The following is a 24719-nucleotide window of genomic DNA, read 5'->3' on the forward strand; positions in this document are numbered from 1 at the left end:
CGCCCGGCAGCCGCACCGGCCGCCGCCACGCCGTCCGGCCCGACCCCTCCCGTCCGGGCGGTGCCGGCCGGACGGGGACGTCACCTCAGTTCGACGGCGTACGCGGTTCCGGTGAAGTCCCAGCCGTCGGTGCCTGCGCCGATGTCGGCGACGATGACGTCGTCGACGAAGTGGTCTTCGAAGGCGTCGTCGCGGAGGTCGCCGGCCATCCAGAGGATGTCGATGGCGCTCCAGTCGCCGCGGCTTCCGTCGATGCGCAGGGGCGCGGCCTGGCGGGTGCCGCGTTCGCGTTCGTCGTTGCCGGTCCTGACCATGCCGCTGATCTCGAACCGGCCGTCCTTGACGTGGCCGGGAATGGGTTCGGCGGGGACGACCGCGACGTTCTCGTACGCGGTGTGGATGAGGTCGCGGTGGCTGCGGCGGACGGCGTAGTCGGGGTCGGACAGCCAGTTGACGAGGGTGCGGGTGGTGACGTCGAGTCCGGCGGCGTCCAGGGCCCGGTGGCCGCGGCTGGTCGCGGTGAGCTGGCTGAGCTGGGCATGCCAGTGCTTGGCGCCGTAGGAGGACAGCCGGTGGCGGGGGGTGACCTGGGTGCGCAGGAGGTCGCCCAGGGCGGCGCCCAGCGAAGCGCCGTGGCCGGTGGGTCCGGCCATCAGTCGTCGCCTTCGGGGAGGAACTCGCCGCGGGGAACGAACTTGGCCTTCACTTCGCCGAAGCCGGTCCCGATCCGGTAGGTGGCGGGCGGCGTGGCGTCGGGGGTCCAGAAGACGGCGGCGTCGACGTTGCGCAGGGCGATGAGCGTGTGGCCTTCCTGTACGGCCTTGAAGGCGACGGTCCAGTGGCGGACGGATGCTTCGGCGACCATGCTCATGCGCCAGTCGGGGCGCCAGAACGGGGAGCGTTGCGCCTCGCGCTTGGGCCAGAGCAGGCGCAGGGCGATCGACAGGCGGGTCTTGTAGTTCCGGTACGGTTCGCCGCCGGCCTGGACGAGCTCGGTACGGGCCTCGCGGGCGGCCGTGTAGAAGGGCTTGAACAGGGACTCGTTGGCCTTGCCTGTCCACGAGTCGTGGATGGTCACCGGGTCGGTGAGATGGCCGTCGCGGTGGAGGCGTTCGAGCTGTTTGATGTGCGGGGTGGTGACCCACACGCGGCCCTGGGCGTCGGGCCGGTCGACGATCCGGCCGAGCGGGTGGGGCATGCCCGGGTGCTCCCATGCGGGGATGTCGATGAGGTAGATGCCGGCCTGGCCCCTGTCGAAGGCGTCGAGCGGGCCGGTGTGCGCGAGCCTGTTCGGGGCGAGGGGGACGGCCGAGCAGGCGGAGGGGTAGCTGCCGTTGCGGTCGATGAGGCACATCACGCCGTCGCCGAAGGAGTCGGGGACGTCGAGGTGGTCGCGGCGCACGCGCCGGCCGTTGTCGCGGATGTGCGCGATGCGGGTGCTGGTGACGTCGGGGTGGATCCAGCGGGGTTCGCCGTCCATGTCCTCGCTGATCAGCGGCCACGGCCCGCTGCCACGGTCCTCGGACCGGATCACCGGGACCGGGTGCATCTTCGAGCGGGCGACCGCGTCCTTGAGGATCTTCAGGGCGGGGAAGACGGCTCCCTCCGGCTCGTCCTCCTCATCGCCCGGCACGAGGCCGTCGTCGTCGTGCGGGGCCTCGTCGTCCGTGCCGTCGGGGCCGCCTGCCGAGGTCGGCCCGTCGGTCGCCGCGGGCTGTCCCGGCCGCTCGGGCCGACCAGGCTGACCGGTGGCGTCGGCGGGAGTACCAGGCTGACCGGTGGCGGCGGCGGGAGTACCAGGCTGACCGGTGGCGGCGGCGGGAGTGGCGGCGGTGTCGTAGGTGTGCAGTGCGGCAGCGAGGCGGCGTCCCTCGGCGGTCGCCGGCAGGTGCGGAGCGGCTGCGGCGAAGGCCTTGAGCGGGGCCCGCAGTTCGTCGAGGTCTTTCGGGCGCCCATCGGCGAGTGCGGTGCGCAGGGCCGCGAGCAGGCGGGTCGCTTCGGCGGGCAGGCCCTTGACGGCGCCGGAGGTGAAGGGCAGGGCGGCGTCCGCCAGTTCGCGGTCGGCGGCGCTGCCCACCGGGGCCGGGCCGATGTCGGCGGCCGCGGTGGCAGCTGTCCTGGGGATGTCGTCGGCGTCGAGGAAGCGGGCGCGTGCGAGGTCGGGGCGCAGGCGGGTGTGGCCGATGACGCCGAGGTCCCGTTCCGCGACCGTCACGGTGGTCACGGGTGCGTCGGGAGCGGTGGTGAGGGTGAGGATGACGTCGGCGTCCAGGAGGTTCACGATGGCCGGGTCGTCGGTGTCCAGGACGACGAGGACCGGCACGTGCAGGGTGCGGGCCAGCTCGCGCAGGACCTGGCTGGCCGCCGGGAGGTGCTCGCCGGACAGCGGCAGGCGCGGGTTGCGGGCCCGCTGCAATCGGTCGACGACCACCAGCGCCAGGTCGTCGGCGAGCGGTGCGGTGTCCGCGACGGCCTGTGCGGTCAGGTCGCTGCCGTCGTCGATGAGCAGCGGCGCGTGGCGGAGCCGTTCGACGACTTCCTGCTCGTGCGGGGTCAGGACGCCGGTCTTGAGGCGGGCGTAGTCGCCCTCGGCCTCCGCGGCGATGATGCGGCGGGTGATGTCGGCGCTGTTCGGGCCCGATGCCGCGTACAGGACACGGCCGTTGCGGGCGAGCGCGGTGTGCCGGGCCGCGGCGAGACCGATCAGGCTGCCGCCCACCTGGGGTTCGGCCGCGACCAGGACCAGGCGGCCCGGGTGCAGGCCGCCGGTGGCCTCGTCCAGGCCCGCCAGGCCGAAGGAGAGGCCGGGAGTGGACCCGGAGGTGAGGACGTCGCCGATGGCGTCCCCGAGGGTGGCGAGCCGGCGTCCGCGCTCACGGCTGGGAGTGGGCTGGCTGGTCACCGCACCTCCTGCGGGTGCCGCGGTCTTCGCGGCCGGGTCCGACGGGCTGCCGACCGGTCCGTCGACGGGGAGCAGGACGGCGACCGGTGTCTTGTACCGTTTCAGCACCTGGGGCTCGCCTTGCGCGGCCAGCGCGACGAGGTCGCCGAGGTCCTTCTGCGCCGAGCCGAGGGGGTGCGTCGCCAGCCCGTTGCCGTCCGGGTGCCGAGCGGCGGGGAAGCGGTCCAGCGGTGCCAGGAGGGCCCGCACGCCGCGGTTGTCGATCACCGTCGACCGGCCGGCCGAGCCCTCGGTCAGCTTCACCAGAGCGTGCAGTTCCTCGCGGGCCTCGGTCACGCTCCTGACGGCCCGGACGTGCTCGCCGTCAGGTGTCTGCGCCATCGCCGTTCCCCCCAAGTCGCCATCACCCTAACCATAAGTCACCATGCACGGATGCAATGCGATGACTTTCGGCGCTTGAAGTCATACTTTCTCACGGTCGCACGGCCGGGGAACATCGACGCCCCGCTCGGCGTGAACCTCTCGGCGCGAACGACTCGGCGTGGACCTCTCGGCGTGACAGCCAGGTCCCATGATTCGGCCGATTCCCCCCGGGCGGGCAGCTGTACGTCTTCGGTGGCCCGGTCGGGCAGCGCCTCGCACGCCGCCGCCGGCCGGAAGGGGTGCCTGCCGTGCCCGTCCGCGGCGTCGATACCGTCCGCCCCCGCGGGTCCCGTACGTACGCCAGCGGGCGTACATCGCCTACGGAACCCTCAAATCAACCTCTGAACACCGGTGCGGGGGCTTCAACTCCCCCCGTCCGAGGCACATCCTCGGCAGAGAGGCCCGCCGGCACGGGGGCGGCGGGCCTCATATCGGGGGAAGCACCATGCACCACGCACTTCGCACCACGGGGGAATCGCACGACCACGGGGGAATCGCACGACCACGGGGGAAGCACCACGGGGGCGGGACCCGCGCAGCACGCGGGTCCCGGGCAAGGCGGAAGGGCGGCTCACCGGTCGGTGAGCCGCCCTTCGGCCGTTCAACGCGGGCACCGGAACGGCACCCGGCAGTCCTCGGCGGTTCCCAGCACCTGACGCAGCCGTGCGCGGAGCCCGCTGTTCTCCAGCACGGCCCGCCGGGCACGCGTGGCGATCCGCCGGGTCAGACCTTCAACGTCCTGATCGCCGTGGGCGCGTGGCCCGGCTCCGTCGCGATCTCCTCGAACTCGACGACGTTGCCGATGTCGTTCGTCTTGCTCATCGCGATGTTGGTGACGCGCTCCAGGATGGCCTCGACGACCACCGGCACCCGGTACTCGGCGGCGAGCTTCTTGGCCTGCTCGAAGGCGGCGCCGAGTTCACTCGGGTCGGTGACCCGGATCGCCTTGCAGCCGAGGCCCTCGACGACCTTGATGTGGTCGACGCCGTAGACGCCCAGCTCCGGGGAGTTGATGTTCTCGAACTCCAGGTTGACCTGGAAGTTGATGTCCAGGCCGAGCTGCGCCTGCCGGATCAGGCCCAGGTAGGCGTTGTTCACCAGGACGTGGACGTACGGGATCCGGTGCTGGGCTCCGACGGCCAGTTCCTCGATCATGAACTGGAAGTCGTAGTCACCGGAGAGCGCCACGACCTGGGCCTCCGGGTCGGCCTTGGCGACCCCGAGCGCGGCCGGGATCGTCCAGCCGAGCGGGCCCGCCTGGCCGCAGTTGATCCAGTGCCGCGGTCGGTAGACGTGCAGCATCTGCGCGCCGGCGATCTGCGAGAGGCCGATGGTGGAGATGTACCGGGTCTCCGGGCCGAAGGCCTTGTTCATCTCCTCGTAGACGCGCTGCGGCTTGATGGGGATGTCGTCGAAGTGCGTACGGCGCTGGAGGGTCGCCTTGCGCTCCTGCGCGGACGCGGCCCACGCGGAACGGTCGGGCAGCCTGCCGGCCGCCTTCAACTCCCTCGCCACCTCGACGAAGAGTTCCAGGGCGGCCTTCGCGTCGGAGGCGATGCCGTAGTCCGGGGCGAAGATCTTGCCGATCTGGGTGGGCTCGATGTCGACGTGCACGAACGTGCGGCCGGCCGTGTAGACGTCCAGCTTGCCGGTGTGGCGGTTGGCCCACCGGTTGCCGATGCCGAGGACGAAGTCGGACTCCAGGAAGGTCGCGTTGCCGTAGCGGTGCGAGGTCTGGAGGCCGACCATGCCGGCGTTCAGCTCGTGGTCGTCCGGCAGGATGCCCCAGCCCATGAGGGTCGGCACGACCGGCGTGCCCGTCAACTCGGCGAACTCGACCAGGAGTTGCGAAGCGTCCGCATTGATGACGCCGCCGCCGGCGACGATCAGGGGGCGCTCGGACTCGTTCAGCAGGGTGATCGCCTTCTCGACCTGGGCACGGGTCGCGGCGGGCTTGTAGACCCCCAGCGGCTCGTACGTCTCCGGGTCGAACTCGATCTCGGTGAGCTGGACGTCGATGGGCAGGTCGATGAGGACCGGGCCCGGACGGCCGGAGCGCATCAGGTGGAACGCCTGCTGGAAGACGCCGGGGACCTGTGCGGCCTCCAGCACCGTGACCGCCATCTTGGTGACCGGCTTGGCGATGGAGGCGATGTCGACGGCCTGGAAGTCCTCCTTGTGGATCACGGCGGTCGGCGCCTGGCCCGTGATGCACAGGATCGGGATGGAGTCGCCGATCGCCGAGTAGAGGCCGGTGATCATGTCCGTGCCGGCCGGTCCCGACGTGCCGATGCACACGCCGATGTTGCCCGGATGCGTCCGGGTGTAGCCCTCCGCCATGTGCGAGGCGCCCTCGACGTGCCGGGCGAGGGTGTGGCCGATCCCGCCCGCGGCCTTGAGGGCCGCGTAGAAGGGGTTGATCGCCGCGCCCGGGACACCGAACGCGTCGCTGACGCCCTCGCGCTTGAGGATCTCGACTGCCGCACGGGCAGCGGTCATACGAGCCATTGAGTACTCCTGCTTCGGCCGGCGGATTCGCGCTCCCGTCGCGCCCTCGGAGAGCCAGGTGATCCGTGTGGATCCCGCATCACGAATTCCGTATTGCGGAAAGTAACTTCTACTATCTGGAAGCAATGTAAGTGGCTCGCGGACAGGCCGTCAAGAGCGGGCTGCCGTCCGGGGTACCGGACGGATCTGACGGAAACCGGCCCCTGCCGTCGGGCCGTTTCGCTGCCGGGAGGGCCGCGGCAGGAGGACGATGAGGGCGCTGTCCCGATGCCACGTCAGTCCTGGAGTGGGCCATGCCCGAGAGCGTGCCGGTGCGGTGCCCGGCCTGCCGGCGCGAGCACCTCTACGCCGCGCCGTCCTACCCGTGCGAGTGCGGGGCGCCCGTGACGCCCCCGCTCGACCGCCATGCGGGGCCGGTCGCCGTCACGCACCGCACCTGGGACGAGGACTGGGTCACCGTCCGCTGCGGTGACTGCGGGCGCACGCACGAGTGGCCCCACCCGGAGCTGGGGTGCCCCTGCGGTACGGCGCTGCGGATCCCGGTGACGGGGGCTCGCCGCCCGGAGCGCACCGGCCCGGCCGCCGACGGGGGCGCGGACCACGCCGGCACGGAGGCCGGACACGGAACGAACGCGGCCGGCACGGACGCGGCCGGGTCGGACGCGACCGGCACGGACACGGCCCGCACGGACACGGGCGACTCGGACACGGGCGGCTCAGAGGCGGCCGGCTCAGACACTCCCGGCTCAGACACGGCCCGCACGGACACGGCCCGCACGGACACGGGCGTCTCGGACACGGGCGAAGCGGACGCGACCGACACGGACGCCACCGGCGCAGACGCGAGCGAAGCGGAGGTGACCGCAGCGGACGGGGCCGGTGCGGACGTGACCGCACAGGCCGATGGTTCCCCCGTGTCACCGGGCGGCTCCTCCGCGTCGTCCGCCCGCCCCCGCCGGGGCGCGCTCCCCCGCGTCTCACCCCGGGCCGGCCGTGCCGCCTTCCAGCCCGTCACCATCCGGACGGCACGCGACGCCGTCACCGCCGCCGCCCTCTATCTGAGGTGGCTCGGCTACCGGGACATCCGGCGGGCCGACCAGCGGCCCCCGTCGGGGATCGGGCTCGCCGCCAAGGGCGTCGTGGCCCAGGTCGATCCGACCGTGCGCCCGGCCTCGCTGCGGGACGTGGAGTGCCTGTGGCTGACGGCCATGACGGAGTCCGCGGAGTGCGTGTACTTCTCGCTCGCCGGCTACGCGGACGACGCCCGCAGCCGCGCCGACGACCTGTGCGTCCCGCTCTTCGTCCTCGACCTCACCGGCACACCGCAGCCGGCCAACGGCAGCGCCGAACGGCTCGTCACCGCCCGGGCCTGACCGCACGGCCGGCCGGACCCCCGGTCACGGCCTCCGGGGGCATCGGCGCCCCTGGTCCCCGTACCCCTGCCGCAGCTCGACCTTCCGCACCTTCCCCGACACCGTCATCGGGAAGGACTCCAGGATCCGGAGCCTGCTGGGGACCTTGTAGTGGGCCAGCTGCCCCTCGCAGAAGGCCCGCAGTTCCTCAAGCGTGAGGGGGTCGCCGGGATCGCGCGGGATGACGCACGCCAGCACCTCCTCGCCGTAGCGCTCGTGCGGTACGCCGACGACCTGGACATCGGCGATCTTCGGATGGGCGTAGAGGAACTCCTCGATCTCGCGCGGGTAGATGTTCTCGCCACCCCGGATGATCATGTCCTTGATGCGGCCGACGATCTCGACGTAGCCGTCGTCGCGCATCACGGCCAGGTCCCCCGTGTGCATCCAGCGGCCCGGGTCGACGGCCTCCGCGGTCTTCTCCGGCTCGTCCCAGTAGCCGAGCATGACGCTGTAGCCGCGGGTGCACAGCTCGCCCGCGGAGCCGCGCGGCAGTGTCACCCCGTCCACCGGGTCGACGACCTTCACCTCGATGTGCGGCAGGACCCGGCCGACCGTGCCGGTGCGGTGCTCCAGGTCGTCGTCCCGGCGGGTCTGGAGCGACACCGGCGAGGTCTCCGTCATCCCGTAGCAGATGGACACCTCCGCCATGTGCATCTCGGCGGCCACCCGCTTCATGACCTCGACCGGGCAGGGCGAGCCCGCCATGATGCCGGTGCGCAGCGACGACAGGTCGTACGCCGCGAAGTCGGGGAGGTTCAGCTCGGCGATGAACATGGTCGGCACGCCGTACAGCGAGGTGCAGCGCTCCTGCTGCACCGCGCGCAGCGTCGCCGCCGGGTCGAAGGAGGGCGCCGGGATCACGATGCAGGCGCCGTGCGAGGTGGCGCCGAGGTTGCCCATGACCATGCCGAAGCAGTGGTAGAAGGGCACCGGCAGGCAGACCCGGTCCTGCTCGGTGTAGCCGACGGTACGGCCCACCCAGTAGCCGTTGTTGAGGATGTTGTGGTGGGAGAGCGTGGCGCCCTTGGGGAAGCCCGTCGTGCCCGAGGTGTACTGGATGTTGACCGGGTCGTCACAGCTCAACCCGGCCGCCGCGGCGAGCAGTTGTTCCACGGACACCGAGGCCGCCGCCGCGGTGAGCGCATCCCACGACGGATCGCCGATGTAGACGGTCTCGCGCAACTCCGGGCACTTCTCGCGCACTTGGTCGACCAGGGCGCGATAGTCGCTGCCCTTGTGCCGCTGCGAGGCGATCAGGACCGAGATCCCGGCCTGCTTCAGCACGTACTCCACCTCGTGGGCACGGTAGGCCGGGTTGATGTTCACCATGATGGCGCCGATCCGGGCCGTGGCGTACTGGACGAGCACCCACTCGGGGCAGTTCACCGCCCAGATGCCGACCCGGTCGCCCTTGAGCACGCCCTTGCCGAGCAGTCCGCGCGCCACGACGTCGACCGCCCGGCCGAACTCGGCGTACGTCCAGCGGCGCCCGGACTCCACGTCCACCAGCGCGTCCCGTGCGGGGTGGGCGGCGACCGCCCGGTCGAGGTTGGCGCCGATGGTGTCGCCGAGCAGCGGTGTCGCACTCGTACCGTGGGTGTAACTCGCCTGCGCGGGTGCGGAGTTCGTCATCGGAAGTCCTCCTCGCGGTACTCCTCGGGAGAACCCGCGGCCGTGGCCTCGCGCAGCTCGATCCGGCGGATCTTGCCGGAGACGGTCTTGGGAAGCGCCCCGAACTCCAGGCGGCGGATGCGCTTGTAGGGGGCGAGGACGGTGCGCGCGTGCTCGAAGAGCACCTTCGCCGTGTCCGGGCCCGGTTCCCAGCCGGACGCCGTCACGATGTACGCCTTGGGGACGGCGAGCCGCAGCTCGTCGGGGGCCGGGACGACCGCCGCCTCCGCCACCGCCTCGTGCTCCAGCAGGGCGCTCTCCAGCTCGAACGGCGAGATCTTGTAGTCGCTGGCCTTGAACACGTCGTCCGCCCGGCCCACGTACGTGATGTAGCCGTCGTCGTCACGGGAGCCGATGTCGCCGGTGCGGTAGTAGCCGCCGGCCATCACCTCGGCGGTGCGGTCCGCGTCCCCGTGGTAGCCGGTCATCAGGCCCACCGGACGGTGGGAGAGGTCCAGCGCGATCTCGCCCTCGGGCACGCCCGGGGCCCCCGACACCGGGTCCAGCAGTTCGACGCGGAAGCCGGGGCTCGGCCGGCCCATCGAGCCGGTCTTGAGCCGCTGGCCGGGGCTGTTGGAGACCTGGACGGCCGTCTCCGTCTGCCCGAAGCCGTCCCGGACGGTCACGCCCCAGGCGCGCCGCACCTGTTCCACCACCTCGGGGTTCAGCGGCTCGCCGGCGGCGACGGCCTCGCGCGGCGGGGTGCGCAGTCCGCTCAGATCGGCCTGGATGAGCATGCGCCAGACGGTGGGCGGTGCGCAGAAGGTCGTGACGCCCGCGCCGTCCATCTCCGCCATCAGCCGGGCCGCGTCGAAGCGCGTGTAGTTGTGGATGAAGACGGTCGCCTCCGCGTTCCAGGGCGCGAAGAGGTTCGACCAGGCGTGCTTGGCCCAGCCCGGCGAGGAGATGTTCAGGTGCACGTCGCCGGGCCGGAGCCCGATCCAGTACATGGTCGCGAGATGCCCGATGGGGTACGAGGTGTGCGTGTGCTCGACCAGTTTGGGCCGGGCGGTGGTGCCCGAGGTGAAGTACAGCATCAGCGGGTCGTCGGACCGGGTGGGACCGTCGGCCTCGAAGGCGGCGGGGGCGTCGTACGCCTCCTCGTAGCGCCGCCAGTCCTCGCCCTCGGCGGACGGCGGCCGGGCGGGCGAACCGCCGACCGCGATCCGGGTGTAGTCGCCGGGCACCTCGGCGAACTTGCCGATGTCCTCGGCCCGCGCGACGACCTGCCGGACCCGGCCCCGTTCGACGCGGTCGCGCAGGTCCGCCGGGCCGAGCAGCGGGGTCGCCGGGATGACGACGGCGCGCAGCTTCATCGCGGCCAGCGCCGTCTCCCACAGCTCGACCTGGTTGCCCAGCATGACCAGGATGCGGTCCTCGGCGCCGACGCCCTGCGCCCGCAGCCAGTTCGCGACCCGGTCGGACCGCTCGGACATCTCGGCGAAGGAGACACGGGTGTGCGCGCCGTCCTCCTCGACGATGTGCAGGGCCGTCCGGTCGTTGCCCGCCGCGATGACGTCGAACCAGTCGAGCGCCCAGTTGAAGTACTCCGGGCGGGGCCACTCGAATCCCGCGCAGGCGCCGGCGTAGTCCTCGCGGTGCGCCAGCAGGAAGTCCCGTGCGGTCCGGAAGTCGTCCGTCGCGCTCGTCTTCGCCGTCATGTGTCCTCCTCGTTGCCGGACAGCCACCTAACATCGTGTAATCCGTGATGCAGGTCTCACCACCCCCGAACGGGGGTGCGCCGCGATGAAGGGGCGAGCAGGTGGCAGCTGACGCAGCCGAGGCGGTCGAGATGCGCGGTGCGCTGATCCGGCTGCGGCGTACGACGGGGCTGCCGGTCGCCTTCGGCGGCCTGGTCGAGCCGGGACGCCGGCAGGTGCGCATCAGCGTACTCAGCGGCACGGCGACCGCCGCGCTGGCCGCGCTCGCGGTGTCATCGGGCAACGGCCTGGGCGGCAAGGCGGTCGCCCTCGCCCGGCCGTGCGCGGTCACGGACTACTCGGCGTCGCGGCAGATCAGCCACGAGTACGACGCCGCCGTCGCCACCGAGGGCCTGTGCTCCGTCCTCGCCGTGCCCGTGGTCGTACGGCGCCGGGTGCGCGGAGTCCTGTACGGCGCCCTGCGGACGGCCCAGCCGCTGGGCGACCGGACCCTCACCGCGGCGGTGGAGGCGGCGCGGGACGTGGAGCAGGCGCTGGTCGCACGGGAGGAGGCGCGGAGTCTGCTGGCCGCCGCGCGGGCGCCCGAGGGGACGTCCGGACCGGCGTGGGACGAGGTCCGGGAGGCGCACGGCGCGCTGCGGGCCCTGGCCCCGCGGATCGAGGACCCGGCGCTGCGGGCCGAGCTCCTGCGGGCCTGTGGGCGGCTGGCCGGGGCGGCCTCGCCCGAGTCCGACGGTCCCGCCGATGCCCCCGGACCCGCGCTGGCGCCCCGTGAGGTGGACGTCCTCACATGCGTCGCGGCGGGTGCGACCAACGCGGCGGCCGGGGACCGGCTGGGGCTGCGGCCGGAGACCGTGAAGGGCTATCTGCGGTCGGCCATGCGCAAGCTGGGCGCCCACACCCGTACGGAGGCCGTCGCCGCGGCCCGCCGGGCGGGTCTGCTTCCGTAGGCCGGGGCCGCTGCCGTACGACGGCGTCGTCCCCGAGGTTGCCGCGCGGCCGCGGCGGTCTGCACGGATGTGGACGGGGCCGCCTCCGCAAGGTCGCATCGTCCTCGCGGCACGCGGGCGGGAGCGGCCCTCGCCGTGACGACGGCGCGATTGCCACCGGGGGCCTTGTCACCCTGCGGCATGCCTGACGGGGGCTGCCCCCCCCCCGCAGGGGCCCCCGTCGTCCTCGCGGCTCCACGGGCGGGAAGCGCACGTTCCGGGATCCGACAGCGTTGCTGCCGTGGGTCCGGTGCGCCCGGCCCGTGGGCGGTGTTGCTGCCGCAGGGGCCCGCCGCCGCACGGCGGGGCAGCCGCCCTCGCGGGACGACCGGCGGTGCTGCCGCCACAGAGGCCCGGCACTCTCGCGGCTCCACGGGCGGCTGCCGCCCGAGGCCTGTCGCCTCACGGGCAGCGGAGCCGACGCCGCCGGGGCCGCCGTCCCCGCGGGCAGCGGTGCCGCCGCGAACGTCCGTCGCGCTCGCAGCTCCACGGACAGGAGCCGCACCCCGTACCGCCGCGCTCACGGCACGACGGACCCGCTGCCGCCGCAGGGGCTCGCCGTCCCCCCGCCCCCCCCGGGCGGGGACGCCGCCGCAGGGGCCCCCGTCCTCGCGGGCTGCGGAGCCGACGCCGTCGGGCCCGCCGTCCTCGCGGGCAACGGGCGGGGACGCCGCCGCAGGGCGCCCGCCGTCGTGGCGCTCGCGGCCGCCGTGGGCGGTGATTCCGGTGGGGCCGGATGTTGCCCATTCATTACGGACGGCGTTGAAATGCCTTATGCGGGGCTCTTGTTATTTCCCTCACCTCCGCGACCGTCCGAATTTCAAGGGTTCGTTGCCTAATATTGGCCCGAACGCGACGCACGAGGGGAGCGGTGACCGTGACAGGGGACTCCAGGGAGCCCACGAGATCCCGCCCCGACGTGGTCATCGGCCGGGACGAGCTCTTCGCGGGCGCGCGCGAACAGCTCTCCCGCGGGGGCAGCGTGCTCGTCCACGGACCGGCGGGAATAGGAAAGTCGACCGTATTGCGGGCCTTGGCCGCGGAATACGCCGATGCCGCCCGGACCGTCTTGCGCTGCTCCGCGACCGAGTCCGAATCCCATCTCCCGTTCCTCGCGCTGGCCGATCTGCTCGGTCTCGTCGTGGACGAGGTGTCCGACGCACTGCCCGCCCCGCAGCGCACCGCCCTGGAGTCCGCGCTCACCGGCCGCGGGGAATCGACCCTGCAGCGCGACGGACTCGCCCTGCGGCTCGCGGTGCTGTCCGTGCTCCGGGCGCTGGCCACCCGCGGTCCCCTGCTGATCGTCGCCGACGACCTCCAGTGGCTGGACTCCGCCAGCACCGAGCTGCTCGGCTTCGCCGCCCGCCGCCTGGGCGAGATGCCGGTGCAGATGCTCTGCGCGGTGCGCACCGAGACGGAGCCCGACACCAGCGGACACGACCCGCATCTGCGGGCGCTGCCGCCGGACTCGCTCGCCGTCCGCGTCAACGCGCTCTCCCGCGGGCAGGTCGCCGAACTGCTCGGTCACCGCGGTTACACCGGCCTGCCCCGGTCGACCGTGCGGGAGATCCACCGCACCAGCGGCGGCAACCCCCTCTTCGCGCTGGAGCTCGGCCGGGCCCTGGCGGAGAACCCGACGGCCCCGCGGCCCGGCGAGCCCCTGCCGGTGCCGACGTCGCTGCGCGCCCTGGTGCTGCACCGCCTCGGGATGCTCTCGGCCGAGGCCCGCCGCACCCTGCTCGTCGCCAGCGCCGGCGCCCGCCCCACCCAGGCGCTGCTCACCGCCGCGGGACGCGAGAACGCCGAGACGGAGACCGCGTCGGCCGCCGAGCTGGGGCTGCTGGCCCCGGAGCGGGAGGGGCCGGGTATCCGGTTCGCGCATCCCCTCATCTCGGCCGCCGTGTACGCGGAGGCGACCCCGCAGGAGCGGCGCGCCGCCCACACCGCGCTGTCCACGGCGGCCTCCGACCCCATCGAGCGGGCCCGGCACCTCGCCCTGGCCACCACCGGCGCCGACGCGGAGGTGGCCGCCCGGCTGGGTGAGGCCGCGGCCGTGGCCCGGGACCGCGGAGCGCCCTCGGTCGCCGCGGGACTGGGGCTGCTGGCCGCCCGGCACACCCCCGCCGACACCGATCCCGGCCCGGACGAGCGGCGGCTGCAGGCGGCGGAGGACGCGCTGACCGCCGGGGAGACGGACCTCGCGCGGGACATCGCCCGGGAGGTCCTCGGCCGGGCCACGGGGGCGGCCGACCGGGTACGGGCCTGGATGGTCGTCATCGACGCGGCCGGGCAGGCCATGGCCGAGGTCGACGCGGTCTTCCCGCAGGCCCTCGCGGACGCCGGCGACGACCCGGGTCTGCTCGCTCTCGTGCGCTACCAGCTGGCCTGGCGGGCGCTGCTCCTGGAGGGCGAGACGGCGAAGGGCCGCGAGGAGGCGGCGCGAGCCGCGGAGCTGGCGGGGCGGGCCGGGGACCGGCGCACCGAACTCCTCGCGCTGGCGTTCCAGGCGCAGATGGAGACGCTGATGGGGCACTCCGACGCGCCCGCGACCATCCAGCGGGCGATGCGGGAGCCGCAGGACCCCCGGGTGGCCTGCGATCACAACGGCGCCGGGGCGGTCCGCTTCCGCTGGCTGATCATGGGCGACCGGCTCGCCGAGGCACGGACGACGATCACCGCGCTGCTGCGCGAGGTGCGGCGGCGCGGGATGGTCGAGAGCGAGGTGCACTTCCTGCGCGGGCTCGCCGAGACCGAGCTGCGGTCCGGGCACTGCGGCCGAGCCCTCGACCTGGCCCGGGAGAGCCTGCGGCTGGCCCGGGACACCGGGATCGGGGAGGCGGCCACGGCCATGTTCACCTCCCTCGCGGAGGCCGCGGGCGGCGACCTGGACCGGGCGCTCGCGCTGGCCCGCGAGGCGGTGGAGCGCGCCGAGGAGGACGGCGACCTGGTCTATCTGTCGCGTGCGCTGGGCGCCCTCGGGCACGCCCACCTGGTGGCGGGGGACGCCCCGTCCTGCGTACAGGCACTGCGGCGCGTCAGGGAACTGGAGGAGAGCCTCGGGGTCACCGATCCGGCGCGTGGCCGGTGGCACGGGGATCTCGCGGAGGCGCTGGTGCGGATCGGCGAACCGGCGGAGGCGCAGGACGTCATCGACACCACCCGCGTCCGCGCGCTGCGGCTCGGGCGGGAGAGCGTCCTTGCGGTGCTGGACCGCGCCGAGGCCCTCGCGCGGGCGGCGCGCGGCGAACTCGACGCCGCGGTGAGGCAGTTGGCGTCGGCGCAGGATCGGCTCGCCAAGCTGGGCTACGGGCTGGAGGAGGCTCGGGCGGCGTTCGCTCTGGCCGCGCTGCGCGCACACCGGCCGGGTCCGGCCCCGTACGACGAGGCTGCTCGGCTGTTCCGGCGCTGCCGCGCCCTGCCGTGGCTGCGCCAGGTCGAGCAGGCCGCCGCGAGTCCCACACCGGTCGCTCCGGTGGTCGCGTCCGTGGCGCTCGACGCGCTGGCCGCGACGGAACGCCAGGTCGCCGCGCTCGTGATGGAGGGTGCCACGAACCGCGAGATCGCGGGCCGGCTGTTCATCAGCGTGAAGACGGTCGAGGCGACGCTGACCCGGGTCTACCGGAAGCTGGGGATCCGCTCACGGGTGGACATCGTCCGGCTGGCGGCCGGAGGCCGCAACGGGTGACGCCGGCGGACGGGCCCTGCGCGACGGCGACACCGGTGCGGGACCCGGGCCCGGCACGGCCGGCCGTTCGGAGGTTTGCCGGAGGCGACCGAGGGTTTTCCCTTCCCGGCCCGCCTAGGGGCGCAGACCCTTGGGAGGGCGGGGCCGGGGCTTCTAGCGTGAGGGTGTGCCGCTCGCACGGGCACACGGAACCGGCCCGCCGGCGCCGTGCTGCACCCCCCACCCGTGCGTTCCCCCACCGGCAGCACCCGAGGAGACCCATGCCCGGCGCGACCACCGAGAAGACCCTCCCCCTCCCGGTGACCGGGCAGGCCGACTCGCGGTGTCCAGCGATGTCCTGAGTACCCCTCAGGTATGAACCGGGGGGCGTCGCGGGCCTCCACGAGCGGCCCGCGGCGCCTCCCTTCCAATTCCCCCTCCGCCTGCCCGGCCGCGGGAGAGGCCCTGCCGGGCACGCCGTCTCCCGCTCGCCTTCTCTTCCGGCCGGCGGCAGCCGCTGCCGATCAGGACGCCACAGCCCCGAAGCGGACGGCGTGGGGCCCCGCGCCGGCCACCACCCCGAGCATCCGCTCGGCCTCCGCCACGACCTCGTCCCGCCGGGCGCCGGTGAGCGTGCCGAAGGGCTCGATGGTGAGTTCGTCGCCCTGCTGGCGCCACACGCCCGCCAGGAATCCGTCGACGAGCAGCGTGCAGTACGCCTGATTGCCCCGCCAGGTGCGCCCCTTGAGGTCGGCGGGCACCACCCGGGACCGGTCGGCGTGCGAGAGGAGCAGATTGTCGAACTCGGGCAGGAAGCGCGGCGGCGCCGGGGTGTCCGGGTCCGGACGGGGTGCGTCGGGCAGGTCGAAGAGCTCGACGCCGTTCTCGTCGCGGAAGGTGAGCAGTTCGGGGCGCAGCCGGTCGAAGACCTCGCGCAGCCGCGTCAGACCGGCCCAGGTCTGCATGTCCTTGACGGAGGCCGGTCCGAAGGCGGCCAGATAGCGGAGCACGGTCGCGTCGGGTGCCGGCACTGGTTCGGCCGGCCGGCCGAACCAGTGCTCGGCGGTGGTGAGCGCCACCTGGCCGCTGCGGCCCCAGAGCCCGCGCGGGGTGACCTGCACGAGCGGCAGTCGGCAGCGGGCGGCGACCGAGAGCGCGAACGGGTCGGCGTCCGGCCACTCGACGAGCAGTGCCTCGCGCAGTTGCTTCATCGTGCGCGGCTCGGCCTCGACGAGTTCGCGGGCGAGGCCGGCGAGCCGGTCCAGGTCGACGCCCGCGAGCCCCTTGCGGAAGCTGTTCAGCTCCCGGTCGCGGGCGGCCTGCACCAGCGGTCGCAGGGTGAGGCAGTCCTCCGCGGTGTGGGTGTGGATGGTGGAGCGCAGGGTGACGATGCGGGCGACCTCGCGGTCCGCCATCAGCCGCGACAGGTCTTCGGGCTGGAACCCGGCCAGGCGGGCGGCCAGCGCGTAGTAGGGCGGCTTCACGTTCTGGGCCTGGAGGCCGAGGAGGTGTCCGACGGCGTCCTCGGCACCGAGTGGGGAGCGGCGCAGCAGCAGCTGGCGTTCGAGGGTGGCGCGGTTCAGCGCGCGGACGCCGAGCACCGGGGCGCCCCTGCCCGTGCCGCCGACCCCGGTCCGCGCGCCGCCGGTCCGCGGCGTCCCGCCCGGCGCCCCTCCTCCGCTCGCCTCCCCGGCGGTATCCGGTGTCCCCGCCGCGCCCGTCGCGCCCGGCGTGCCCGACCGGCTCGACGTACCTGTTCCCTTCGGGGGTTGCGTCCCGCCCGGCGTGCCCGTCCCGCGCGGTCTCCCGGCCGCGTCCGGCGTCCGTGTGCCGTCCGGTGTCCCCGTCGTGCCCGGCCTCTTCGTCATGCTCCGCACGCTAGCGGTTCTTGCGGACACCTCCTGTCCGCAAGACGCCGGTGCCTCCTGCCTTCGACGCGTCCGGCCCGGCTCCGTACGGGCCCCGACCCCCGCGCCGCCGCACTTCACCCCGTATATCCTGCTCGGTGATCAGACCGGCGCAGGTCGAGGACGGGAGGCAGCACGATGACGGACCGCCGTGCCCGCCCGGACGCGCGGAGCGCCAGGAAGTCCGGCTGGCGCCGCGCACTGGCGCCGCCGTCCGCGCCTCCCGCGAAGGAGGGTGCCCCGGACCCCGCCCCGGCGGCGGTGGACCCCGCCGAGCTCGGCAGCGTCGTCCAGGCGGCGCTCTACCGCGACGGTGTACGCGTCTCGACGCCTGCCTCGCTCGCCGACACCTTCCGTGAGCTGCGCAACGAACCCGACGGCATGGCGTGGATCGGCCTGGCCCGCCCGACGGAGGACGAACTCGTCTCCCTGGCCGCCGAGTTCGACCTCCATCCACTCGCCGTCGAGGACGCGATGGAGGCCCACCAGCGCCCGAAGCTGGAGCGCTACGGCGAGACGCTCTTCGTCGTCCTGCGAGCGGCCCGCTATCTGGACGCGCCGGAGGAGGTCGACTTCGGCGAGCTGCATGTGTTCGTCGGCCCCGACTTCGTGATCACCGTCCGGCACGGCGCCGCGCCCGACCTCTCGGCGGTCCGCCGCCGCATGGAGGACACCCCGGAGCTGCTGGGCCTCGGACCCGAGGCCGTGCTGTACGCGATCCTCGACTCCGTGGTCGACGGCTACGTCCCCGTCGTCACCGGCGTGCAGAACGACATCGACGAGATCGAGACCGAGGTCTTCCGCGGCGACCCGGCGGTGTCCCGCCGTATCTACGAACTGTCCCGGGAGATGGTGGAGTTCCAGCGGGCGACCCGGCCGCTGGTGAGCATGCTGCACAGCCTGATGGCAGGCTTCGCCAAGTACGGCACCGACGAGGAGCTGCAGCGGTACCTGCGCGACGTCGCCGACCACGTCACCCACACCAGCGAGCGCGTCGACGGCTTCCGCCAGGCCCTCGCGGACATCCTCACGGTCAACGCGACCCTGGTCACCCAGCAGCAGAACGCGGAGATGCGCGCGCTGGCGGAGGCGGGCTTCGAACAGAACGAGGAGATCAAGAAGATCTCCTCCTGGGCCGCCATCCTCTTCGCCCCGACGCTGGTCGGCACGATCTACGGCATGAACTTCGACCACATGCCGGAGCTGCACTGGCTCCTCGGCTACCCCTTCGCGATCGTCCTCATGGCCGTCGTGTGCACCAGCCTGTACGTCATCTTCAAGCGCCGCGACTGGCTCTGAGCGCGCGCCCGGCCGGTGCGGTCCGACGGCGTCACCAGACGAGGTGCAGGGCCTCCGGGGAGCGGTGGATCAGGGTCGGGCGCATGACGACGGGACCGTCCGCGGCTCGCAGGCCCGGCAGACGCGTGGTCAGCTGTTCAAGCGTCAGGCGGACTTGTTCACGGGCCAGGTGCGAGCCCGGGCAGCTGTGCACGCCGAGGCCGAAGGCGAGGTGGCGGCCCGGGTCACGGGTGATGTCGAACTCGTCGGGCCGCGGATGGCGGGCGCCGTCCCGGTTGGCCGCGCCGAAGGCGACGAACACGGCCGTCCCCGCGGACAGTTCGGTGCCCGCGAGGGTGACCGGGCGGGTGGTGATCCGGCGGAACCCCTGCAGCACGCTGTCGTAGCGGGCGGTCTCCTCGACGGCCGCCGGTATCCGGTCCGGCTCCGCGCACAGCAGCTCCCACTGCCGGGGATGGCGTACCAGGTGCAGGACCGCGTTGCCGATCAGCGCGGCCGTCGTCAGATGACCGGCGACGAAGAGGTTCTGCAGCCGGCCGACGACCTCGTTTCGCTGATCGGGTGTCAGGTCGCCGGTGCCCGGGGCCGACGAGGCGACCAGCTCGGTGATCAGGTCGTCGCGCGGGTGGGCCCGCCGGTCCCGTGCGCACGTGTCGAGGAGAAGCTGCCCGGCCACCACGTCCCGGGCGGCGGCAACCTGTTCGTCCTCGGGCAGCGGGCGGAAGAGGAGTTCCTCGGCACGGTGGCCGGCCCGCACCACCACCGGCACGTCACGGGGGGCGAGGCCGAGGATCCGCCCGACGACCTCGCCCGGCAGCCGCCGCGCGTACGCGGACATCAGCTCGACACGGCCCTCCTTCACGAACCCGTCGACGAGCGCGGCGGCCCGTTCGGCCGCGTACGGCAGCACGGCCTCGACCCGCGCGGCCGACAGGCCCCGGACGATGGGAGCGCGCAGGGCGTGATGGCGGGCGCCGTCCGTGGTGACGACGACGGGCCGCCCACCGAAGCCGCCGCCCAGGACGGCCAGCGCGGCGGGGCACGGCGCGACGTCCGGGCGCAGCGCGTTGCCCGACGAGAAGTCGTCGGGGCGGCGCAGCACTTCGCGTACGTCCTCGTCCCTCGCCACCAGCCAGGCGTCCAGCTCGGCGACGTGCAGCAGGCCCTCCGCGTGCCGCGCGCGGTCGTAGAGGGGGTAGGGATCGCGCTGGAATCCGTCGAGCCTGCCGTGCGCTTCGCGGTCCACAGGAGCAGCCTCTCGGGCGACGGGCGCGGGTCGCGCCCATCGTCCCGCGCCCCCGCGGCGCACGGTAGGCGGCTTCCGGCCCGGCTCCACCCGGCGGCTCCCTCGTCCGGACGCCCGTGCGCGCGCCTTTCGGCATACGATCACCTCGTGGTCCTTTTCGTCCTGGAACGTGTCGCCCCGGTCCCCGCGTCCGAAGCCTGGCGCCGCCTCACGCGGTGGGAGCGGCATGCCGACGTGGTGCCGCTGACCCGCGTCACCGTGCTCACTCCCCCGCCCACGGGCGAGGGCACCTCCTTCGTGGCCCGCACGGGGGTCGGCCCGCTCACCTTCGACGACCCGATGGAGGTCGTCATCTGGGAGGTCCCGGGCGAGGACCGGCCGGGCCGTTGCAGGCTGGTCAAGCGCGGCTCCCTCGTGACGGGGTGGGCCGAGATCGAAGTGCACGCGCACGGGCCCGGGGGCGCCCGGGTGATCTGGCGGGAGGACCTGCGGGTGCGCCGGCTGCCCCGCCTGTTCGACGGGGCTCTGGCGTGGGCGGGCCGCAGCATGTTCGGCCGCGCGATGACGGGCCTGCTGGCCCACGCCTGAGGCCCGTGCCGCCCGATCACCCGGCCTGCCCCGGGCACGCCGGGCGGAGGACGGTGGGCACGGAGGGCCGCGCGGGACCGCACGGCCCGGCGGTCGCCGAGGCGGGGGCCGCTGTCGGAGGCTCCGTCTACGCTCGTGCGCCATGACGGAGACCGCCGCGGCCCACCTCGACAGCACCCGCGCCTCGTACGACACGGTCGCGGCCGACTACGCCAGGCTCCTGAGCGCCGAACTGGCGCACAAGCCCTTCGACCGGGCCGTGCCGACCGCGTTCGCCGCGTGCGTACGCGACGGCGGGGGCGGACCGGTCGGCGGCCTCGGCTGTGGGCCGGGGCGGGTGACGGCGTACCTGGATGCGCTGGGGCTGGACGTCTTCGGGGTCGATCTGTCGCCGGAGATGGTCGCGGTGGCCCGGCGCGGTCACCCCGGGCTGCGCTTCGAGGTGGGGTCGATGGCGGCGCTCGCCGTCGAGGACGGCACCCTGGCCGGCGCGCTCGCCTGGTACTCCACGGTCCACACGCCGCAGGAGGAACTCCCGCTGCTCTTCGCCGAGTTCCGGCGGGTGCTGGCGCCGGGCGGACATCTGCTCCTCGCGTTCAAGGTCGGCGACGAGCGCGTCCGGCTCGAGTACGCCTACGGCCATCGGCTCTCGCTCGACGTCCACCGCTTTCCGCCCGCCCGCGTCGCCGGGCTGCTCCGCGCAACGGGGTTCACCGAGGTCGCCCGGCTCGTGCGGGGCGCCGACGCGACGGAGAAGACCCCGCAGGCCTTCCTGCTGATGCGCCGGGACCGGTGAGAGGGCCCTCGCCCCGGCCGGAGGGACGCGCGCCGGGCCGTACCGGGACCGGGGCGGCACAGGCCGGTACCGGCGGACGGCCCAGGGCCGGGGGCCGGGTGGCTCAGGGCAGCCCCGGGTCGGTCCGCTCGCCATGGGGGGCGGCCAGCTTGTCCTCGCGGTCGCGGTCGCCGTCCCGTCCGGTGCTCAGGATCGTGTCGCAGATCTCGCGCAGCTTGTCCGCCGCCTGTTTGGAGAACAGGCCGCACAGGCCCGCGATCCCGGAGAAGCCGTACGGGTTCGTCGCGCCGGCACCCGAACTGCCGGCGAACAGGCCGCCGCGCAGCAGGAAGTAGACGAGCAGGGCGAGCGCCACACCGATCCCGGCCCGGAGCAGATACCACCAGAGCCAGCTCGCGTACAGGCGCCGGTTGCCCACGTAGGTGGCGAAGGAGGTGGCTGCGTGGACGAAGCTGCCGAGGGCGCTGGAGAGGATCACCGCGAACAGCATCGCCGCGTCGGCGGTGAGCGACCAGTCCCCCAACCCGAAGGGCGACCACTTGTCGACGGTGGGGCCTTCCTGCGTCTCGGGCTGCACGAGGACGAGGACCACCGGCCAGAGACTGATCAGCGCCCCGCAGACGAGAACCACCTCGGCCAGCAGGAAGACGCCCAACGCCGTGGTGGCGGCCGGCGAGAGACACCGCGTGGCCTCCGCGTCGTCCTCGGTGACGTCCGGGTCCGTGTTCGATCCGCTCAACTGCTCTCCCCCGACTGGTCCTTGACGTCCTGAGTCGCAGACCGGCTGTCTACCATGCCGTCCGCGGTGCGGTGGAGCAAGCCCGGTTCGCCGCAGCCCACCCCCCGTGACGCGCTCTACACTGCTTGCTCGGGAACCACACACCGGGGGCGGCTCAGTGGAAATCGGCGGGGTGCAAATCGGCTCGGCGGACGATCTGGTGTCCCGCCTGAAGTGGCTGCTGCTCAAGGGGGAGAAGCCGGTCGCGTTCATCACCGGAGCGGGCATCAGTCTCGGGGCCGTCGACGGCGTGAGCGCGATCCTCGGCGCGATGCGCGGGAGCCTGGAGGACGAGGAGGCCATCCGCCGCTTCGACCAGGAGGTCGTCGCACCCACCGACAGCGAGAAGTACCAGCAGGCCGCCGGCTTCCTGCTGCGCAACCGCGACCAGGACCACCTCAACAAGGTCATCAGGCTGGCCGTGATGCGTGCCTGCTCCTCCATGGACATCGCGGCCAGGAAGGCCCTCGTGGAGCGGCGGGACCAAAGCGCCCTGCGCGAACTCGAGTTCGATGCCGGCCAGTGGACCCTGACGCCCGCCGTCGCCGCGCTGGGCACCCTGCTGCGCTTCCTGCCGCGCGAGCGCCGGGGTCCGGTGATCACCACCAACTTCGACCCGCTGCTCGAAGTCGCCGTGCGCCGGGCGGGCGCCCGCCCCAACCCCCAGTACCTCGACCGTGACGGCGTCCTGCACCGGGGCGAGTACGAGGACTCCGTCGACATCACCCACGTGCACGGCTACTGGCGTCTCGGGGACACGCTGCACACCATCGGCAGGCTGACGGAGGAACGGCCCGAGCTGGACGGCAGCCTGATGGAGTCGCTCCGCGACCACACCGTGGTCGTCATCGGCTACAGCGGCTGGGCGGACGCGTTCTCGAAGTCGCTGCGCACGCGGGCCCGCCAGAAGGAGATGAGCGGGATCGACCTGATCTGGTGCTCGTACGCTCCCTTGCGCGAGGCGGACTTCGCGGACGGCCTCTTCGACGAGCTGCGCTCGGCGCCCCGGATCGCCTTCTACCACGGCATCGACGCCAACGACGTCCTGCCCCGGCTGTGCGACGGCTACCTGGCCGCGGCTCCCCTGCCGGCACTGGACGGGTGGGTCGGCCTGGACGCCTCCTTCCTGGCGGAGGCAACGAGCCGGACCGTCCCGGAGAGCGACGTGCTGGCCTTCTTCGACGGCGCCCAGCCGCTCTGGCCGACCGCGCTCGACCCCCGGATCCCCCGGCTGTCGCTGGCCACCCGGCTCACCGAGGCGATGGACGCGTGCCTGAACGGCGGCACGGGCGCCGGGGGCAAGCGGATCGTGGCGGCGGTCGGCCCGATGGGCGACGGGAAGTCCATGGCGCTCCGGCAGGCCACCGCCGACCTCGCCCGCTCGCGCTCCGACGTGTCCGTGCACTGGAAGGAGCCCGGGACCGCCCTCGATCCCGACGCCGTCCTGGCCCTGCCGCCGCGGGACGGCCATCACATCGTGCTGGCGACCGACGAGGGGGCTCTGGTCATCGACGACCTGCGGCAGCTCATGGCGCGCTGCCGCTCGGAGGGCCGGGACGACATCCGGGTCCTGCTGGCGGCCCAGGAACGGGAGTGGGGCTACCGCGGCGCGCAGCACCTGCTGGGCGCGTACACCGACATCCTGCCCACCGTCGGCCTGACGCCCGAGGACGGACACGCCCTGGTGACCGCCTGGGCGGCGATGAACGCCCTGCGTGAGCTGGCCAGAACACCCGAGGCCGAGCGGGCGGGCAGGCTGGTCGCCCTGGCGGCCGCGTCCACTGGCCGGAACGAGGACGGGGCGCTCATCGGCGCGATGCTGCAGGCGCGGTACGGGCCGCTGCTGCGCGACCACGTCAAGGACCTGCTGGAACAGCTGGACAGCGACGCATACCCCCGCTTCGGGAACAGCTCCCTGCGCGAGACCTTCCTGATGATCGCGGTGCTGCACGCAGCCTTCAAACCGAGGACCGCAGGGGCCAGGCCGCTGTCGGTACGGGTCCTGACCCGGGCGGCCGGTCTGCAGCCCGGCGACTACCGCTGGGCCGTGGAGCAGCCGCTCGGCCTGGAGGCGGCCGTGTCGGGCGAGGGCAGCGACGTCTGGGTACGCCATCTCTCCATCGCCGAGGCGGCGCTCGACATCACCCGGGAGCGCGATCCGGAGCAACTCCCCGCCCTCGTGGCCACGTTGGTGCGCGCGGCGGTCTCGCTGTCCAGTGTGACGGGCCCGCTGGACGACGACCTGTACTCGGTGGCCTACCTGTCCTCCCGGCTCAAGGTTCCTGAGGAGTCCGTGGCAGCGGGTGAGGCGGCCGTCGCCGCCGCACCCACGCGGCTCAGCTACCGGACCAGTCACATGGCGGCCCTGCGCCGGGCCGGACGTCTGGACGAGGCGTTGCGCGCCGCCCAGCAGGCCTGGGCGGACCCGACCCAACCCGCGGTGGACGCCACGTTGATGAAGGAGTGGGGCACGGCGGCCGGGCTGGCCGGCGACCACGCCGCGAACGTGCTCCTCGACAGTGTGGCCCTGAGGCTGGCCACCCGGGAGAGCTCGGTCGTCAACGCCCTTCTGAACATGGGAGTGGCGCTCACGACGCTGCACCAGCAGACGGCGGATTCCGTCTGTCTCGACGCGCTGCGAGGCGTCGTGGGGCTCGTGTCGGACCGCCGCCGCACCAAGCGCGAGAGCACGCATCTGGGGCGCCACGACCGCTATGTGAAGGCCTGCGGCAGTACGCCGCTCAAGGGCGAGGAGGCCTGGAGCGCCGTGCAGTCGGCGGTGAACGAGCTCCGGTCGGGTGCCGCACCCGCGCTCACTCCGGTGCTCGGCAGGCACGGCGCCTCCATCCGTCCGCGCAAGGGGATCTGACCC

The 24719-nt window shown here is 73.5% G+C and carries 14 protein-coding genes and 1 pseudogene; 7 read left to right on the plus strand and 8 right to left on the minus strand.

Going from position 1 to position 24719, the window contains the following annotated elements; genetic code table 11:
* Window positions 1-80 precede the first annotated feature (80 nt).
* From ACZ4NT_RS16995 to gcl, 3 genes are all read right to left on the minus strand, one after another.
* Window positions 81-653, minus strand: coding sequence for a hypothetical protein (locus tag ACZ4NT_RS16995; RefSeq protein ID WP_467726039.1), 573 nt, complete (start codon window positions 651-653; stop codon window positions 81-83).
* On the minus strand, window positions 653-3283 hold the full coding sequence (locus tag ACZ4NT_RS17000; protein WP_467726041.1) for a DnaB-like helicase C-terminal domain-containing protein: 2631 nt from the start codon (window positions 3281-3283) through the stop codon (window positions 653-655). The genes ACZ4NT_RS16995 and ACZ4NT_RS17000 overlap by 1 nt, the downstream gene beginning before the upstream one ends.
* A gap of 765 nt (window positions 3284-4048) precedes the next feature.
* On the minus strand, window positions 4049-5833 hold the full coding sequence (gene gcl / locus ACZ4NT_RS17005) for a glyoxylate carboligase (RefSeq protein WP_467726043.1): 1785 nt from the start codon (window positions 5831-5833) through the stop codon (window positions 4049-4051).
* 989 nt (window positions 5834-6822) lie between these two features.
* Between gcl and ACZ4NT_RS17010 the strand changes: the two are divergent.
* Window positions 6823-7206, plus strand: a pseudogene (locus ACZ4NT_RS17010) (hypothetical protein); the annotation flags it as partial.
* 24 nt (window positions 7207-7230) lie between these two features.
* Here the strand turns inward: ACZ4NT_RS17010 and ACZ4NT_RS17015 are convergent.
* Window positions 7231-8880: an AMP-binding protein gene (locus tag ACZ4NT_RS17015; protein ID WP_467726045.1), complete on the minus strand. Its 1650-nt coding sequence runs from the start codon at window positions 8878-8880 to the stop codon at window positions 7231-7233.
* A complete protein-coding gene (locus ACZ4NT_RS17020; RefSeq protein WP_467726047.1) occupies window positions 8877-10580 on the minus strand; it encodes an AMP-binding protein in 1704 nt (567 codons plus the stop codon). Before ACZ4NT_RS17020 ends, ACZ4NT_RS17015 begins: the two co-directional genes overlap by 4 nt.
* Before the next feature lie 101 nt (window positions 10581-10681).
* Here ACZ4NT_RS17020 and ACZ4NT_RS17025 point away from each other — a divergent pair, with 101 nt between their 5' ends.
* Both ACZ4NT_RS17025 and ACZ4NT_RS17030 read left to right on the plus strand, forming a co-directional pair.
* Window positions 10682-11530, plus strand: coding sequence for a helix-turn-helix transcriptional regulator (locus ACZ4NT_RS17025; protein WP_467726049.1), 849 nt, complete (start codon window positions 10682-10684; stop codon window positions 11528-11530).
* Window positions 11531-12440: 910 nt separating this feature from the next.
* Window positions 12441-15254, plus strand: coding sequence for a helix-turn-helix transcriptional regulator (locus ACZ4NT_RS17030; protein ID WP_467726051.1), 2814 nt, complete (start codon window positions 12441-12443; stop codon window positions 15252-15254).
* Window positions 15255-15757: 503 nt separating this feature from the next.
* On the opposite strand, the gene ACZ4NT_RS17035 is transcribed toward ACZ4NT_RS17030, so the two are convergent.
* On the minus strand, window positions 15758-16834 hold the full coding sequence (locus ACZ4NT_RS17035) for a winged helix DNA-binding domain-containing protein (protein WP_467726053.1): 1077 nt from the start codon (window positions 16832-16834) through the stop codon (window positions 15758-15760).
* A gap of 444 nt (window positions 16835-17278) precedes the next feature.
* Between ACZ4NT_RS17035 and ACZ4NT_RS17040 the strand changes: the two genes are divergently transcribed.
* Window positions 17279-18439, plus strand: a complete 1161-nt coding sequence (locus tag ACZ4NT_RS17040; RefSeq protein WP_121406795.1) for a magnesium and cobalt transport protein CorA — start codon at window positions 17279-17281, stop codon at window positions 18437-18439.
* A gap of 31 nt (window positions 18440-18470) precedes the next feature.
* On the opposite strand, the gene ACZ4NT_RS17045 is transcribed toward ACZ4NT_RS17040, so the two are convergent.
* A complete protein-coding gene (locus ACZ4NT_RS17045; RefSeq protein WP_121406793.1) occupies window positions 18471-19685 on the minus strand; it encodes a cytochrome P450 in 1215 nt (404 codons plus the stop codon).
* A 147-nt stretch (window positions 19686-19832) separates the two neighbouring features.
* Here ACZ4NT_RS17045 and ACZ4NT_RS17050 point away from each other — a divergent pair, with 147 nt between their 5' ends.
* Window positions 19833-20273 carry an SRPBCC family protein gene (locus tag ACZ4NT_RS17050; RefSeq protein ID WP_121406791.1) on the plus strand — a complete coding sequence of 147 codons (441 nt, stop codon included), beginning with the start codon at window positions 19833-19835 and terminating at the stop codon, window positions 20271-20273.
* Between the two features lie 142 nt (window positions 20274-20415).
* On the plus strand, window positions 20416-21069 hold the full coding sequence (locus tag ACZ4NT_RS17055; protein ID WP_467726056.1) for a class I SAM-dependent methyltransferase: 654 nt from the start codon (window positions 20416-20418) through the stop codon (window positions 21067-21069).
* Between the two features lie 103 nt (window positions 21070-21172).
* Here the strand turns inward: ACZ4NT_RS17055 and ACZ4NT_RS17060 are convergent, their stop codons facing one another.
* Window positions 21173-21808: a hypothetical protein gene (locus tag ACZ4NT_RS17060; RefSeq protein ID WP_467726058.1), complete on the minus strand. Its 636-nt coding sequence runs from the start codon at window positions 21806-21808 to the stop codon at window positions 21173-21175.
* Window positions 21809-21980: 172 nt separating this feature from the next.
* Here ACZ4NT_RS17060 and ACZ4NT_RS17065 point away from each other — a divergent pair, with 172 nt between their 5' ends.
* On the plus strand, window positions 21981-24716 hold the full coding sequence (locus ACZ4NT_RS17065; RefSeq protein ID WP_121406787.1) for a P-loop NTPase: 2736 nt from the start codon (window positions 21981-21983) through the stop codon (window positions 24714-24716).
* Window positions 24717-24719 lie beyond the last annotated feature (3 nt).

The organism is Streptomyces sp. NPDC026417 (genome assembly GCF_055567695.1).

Bases quoted from the DNA above. Each gene is read 5' to 3' on its own strand.
- gcl (WP_467726043.1), bottom strand. From the start codon at position 5,833: ATGGCTCGTATGACCGCTGCCCGTGCGGCAGTCGAGATCCTCAAGCGC.
- ACZ4NT_RS17000 (WP_467726041.1), bottom strand. From the start codon at position 3,283: ATGGCGCAGACACCTGACGGCGAGCACGTCCGGGCCGTCAGGAGCGTG.
- ACZ4NT_RS17040 (WP_121406795.1), top strand. From the start codon at position 17,279: ATGACGGACCGCCGTGCCCGCCCGGACGCGCGGAGCGCCAGGAAGTCC.
- ACZ4NT_RS17020 (WP_467726047.1), bottom strand. From the start codon at position 10,580: ATGACGGCGAAGACGAGCGCGACGGACGACTTCCGGACCGCACGGGAC.
- ACZ4NT_RS17015 (WP_467726045.1), bottom strand. From the start codon at position 8,880: ATGACGAACTCCGCACCCGCGCAGGCGAGTTACACCCACGGTACGAGT.
- ACZ4NT_RS17055 (WP_467726056.1), top strand. From the start codon at position 20,416: ATGACGGAGACCGCCGCGGCCCACCTCGACAGCACCCGCGCCTCGTAC.
- ACZ4NT_RS16995 (WP_467726039.1), bottom strand. From the start codon at position 653: ATGGCCGGACCCACCGGCCACGGCGCTTCGCTGGGCGCCGCCCTGGGC.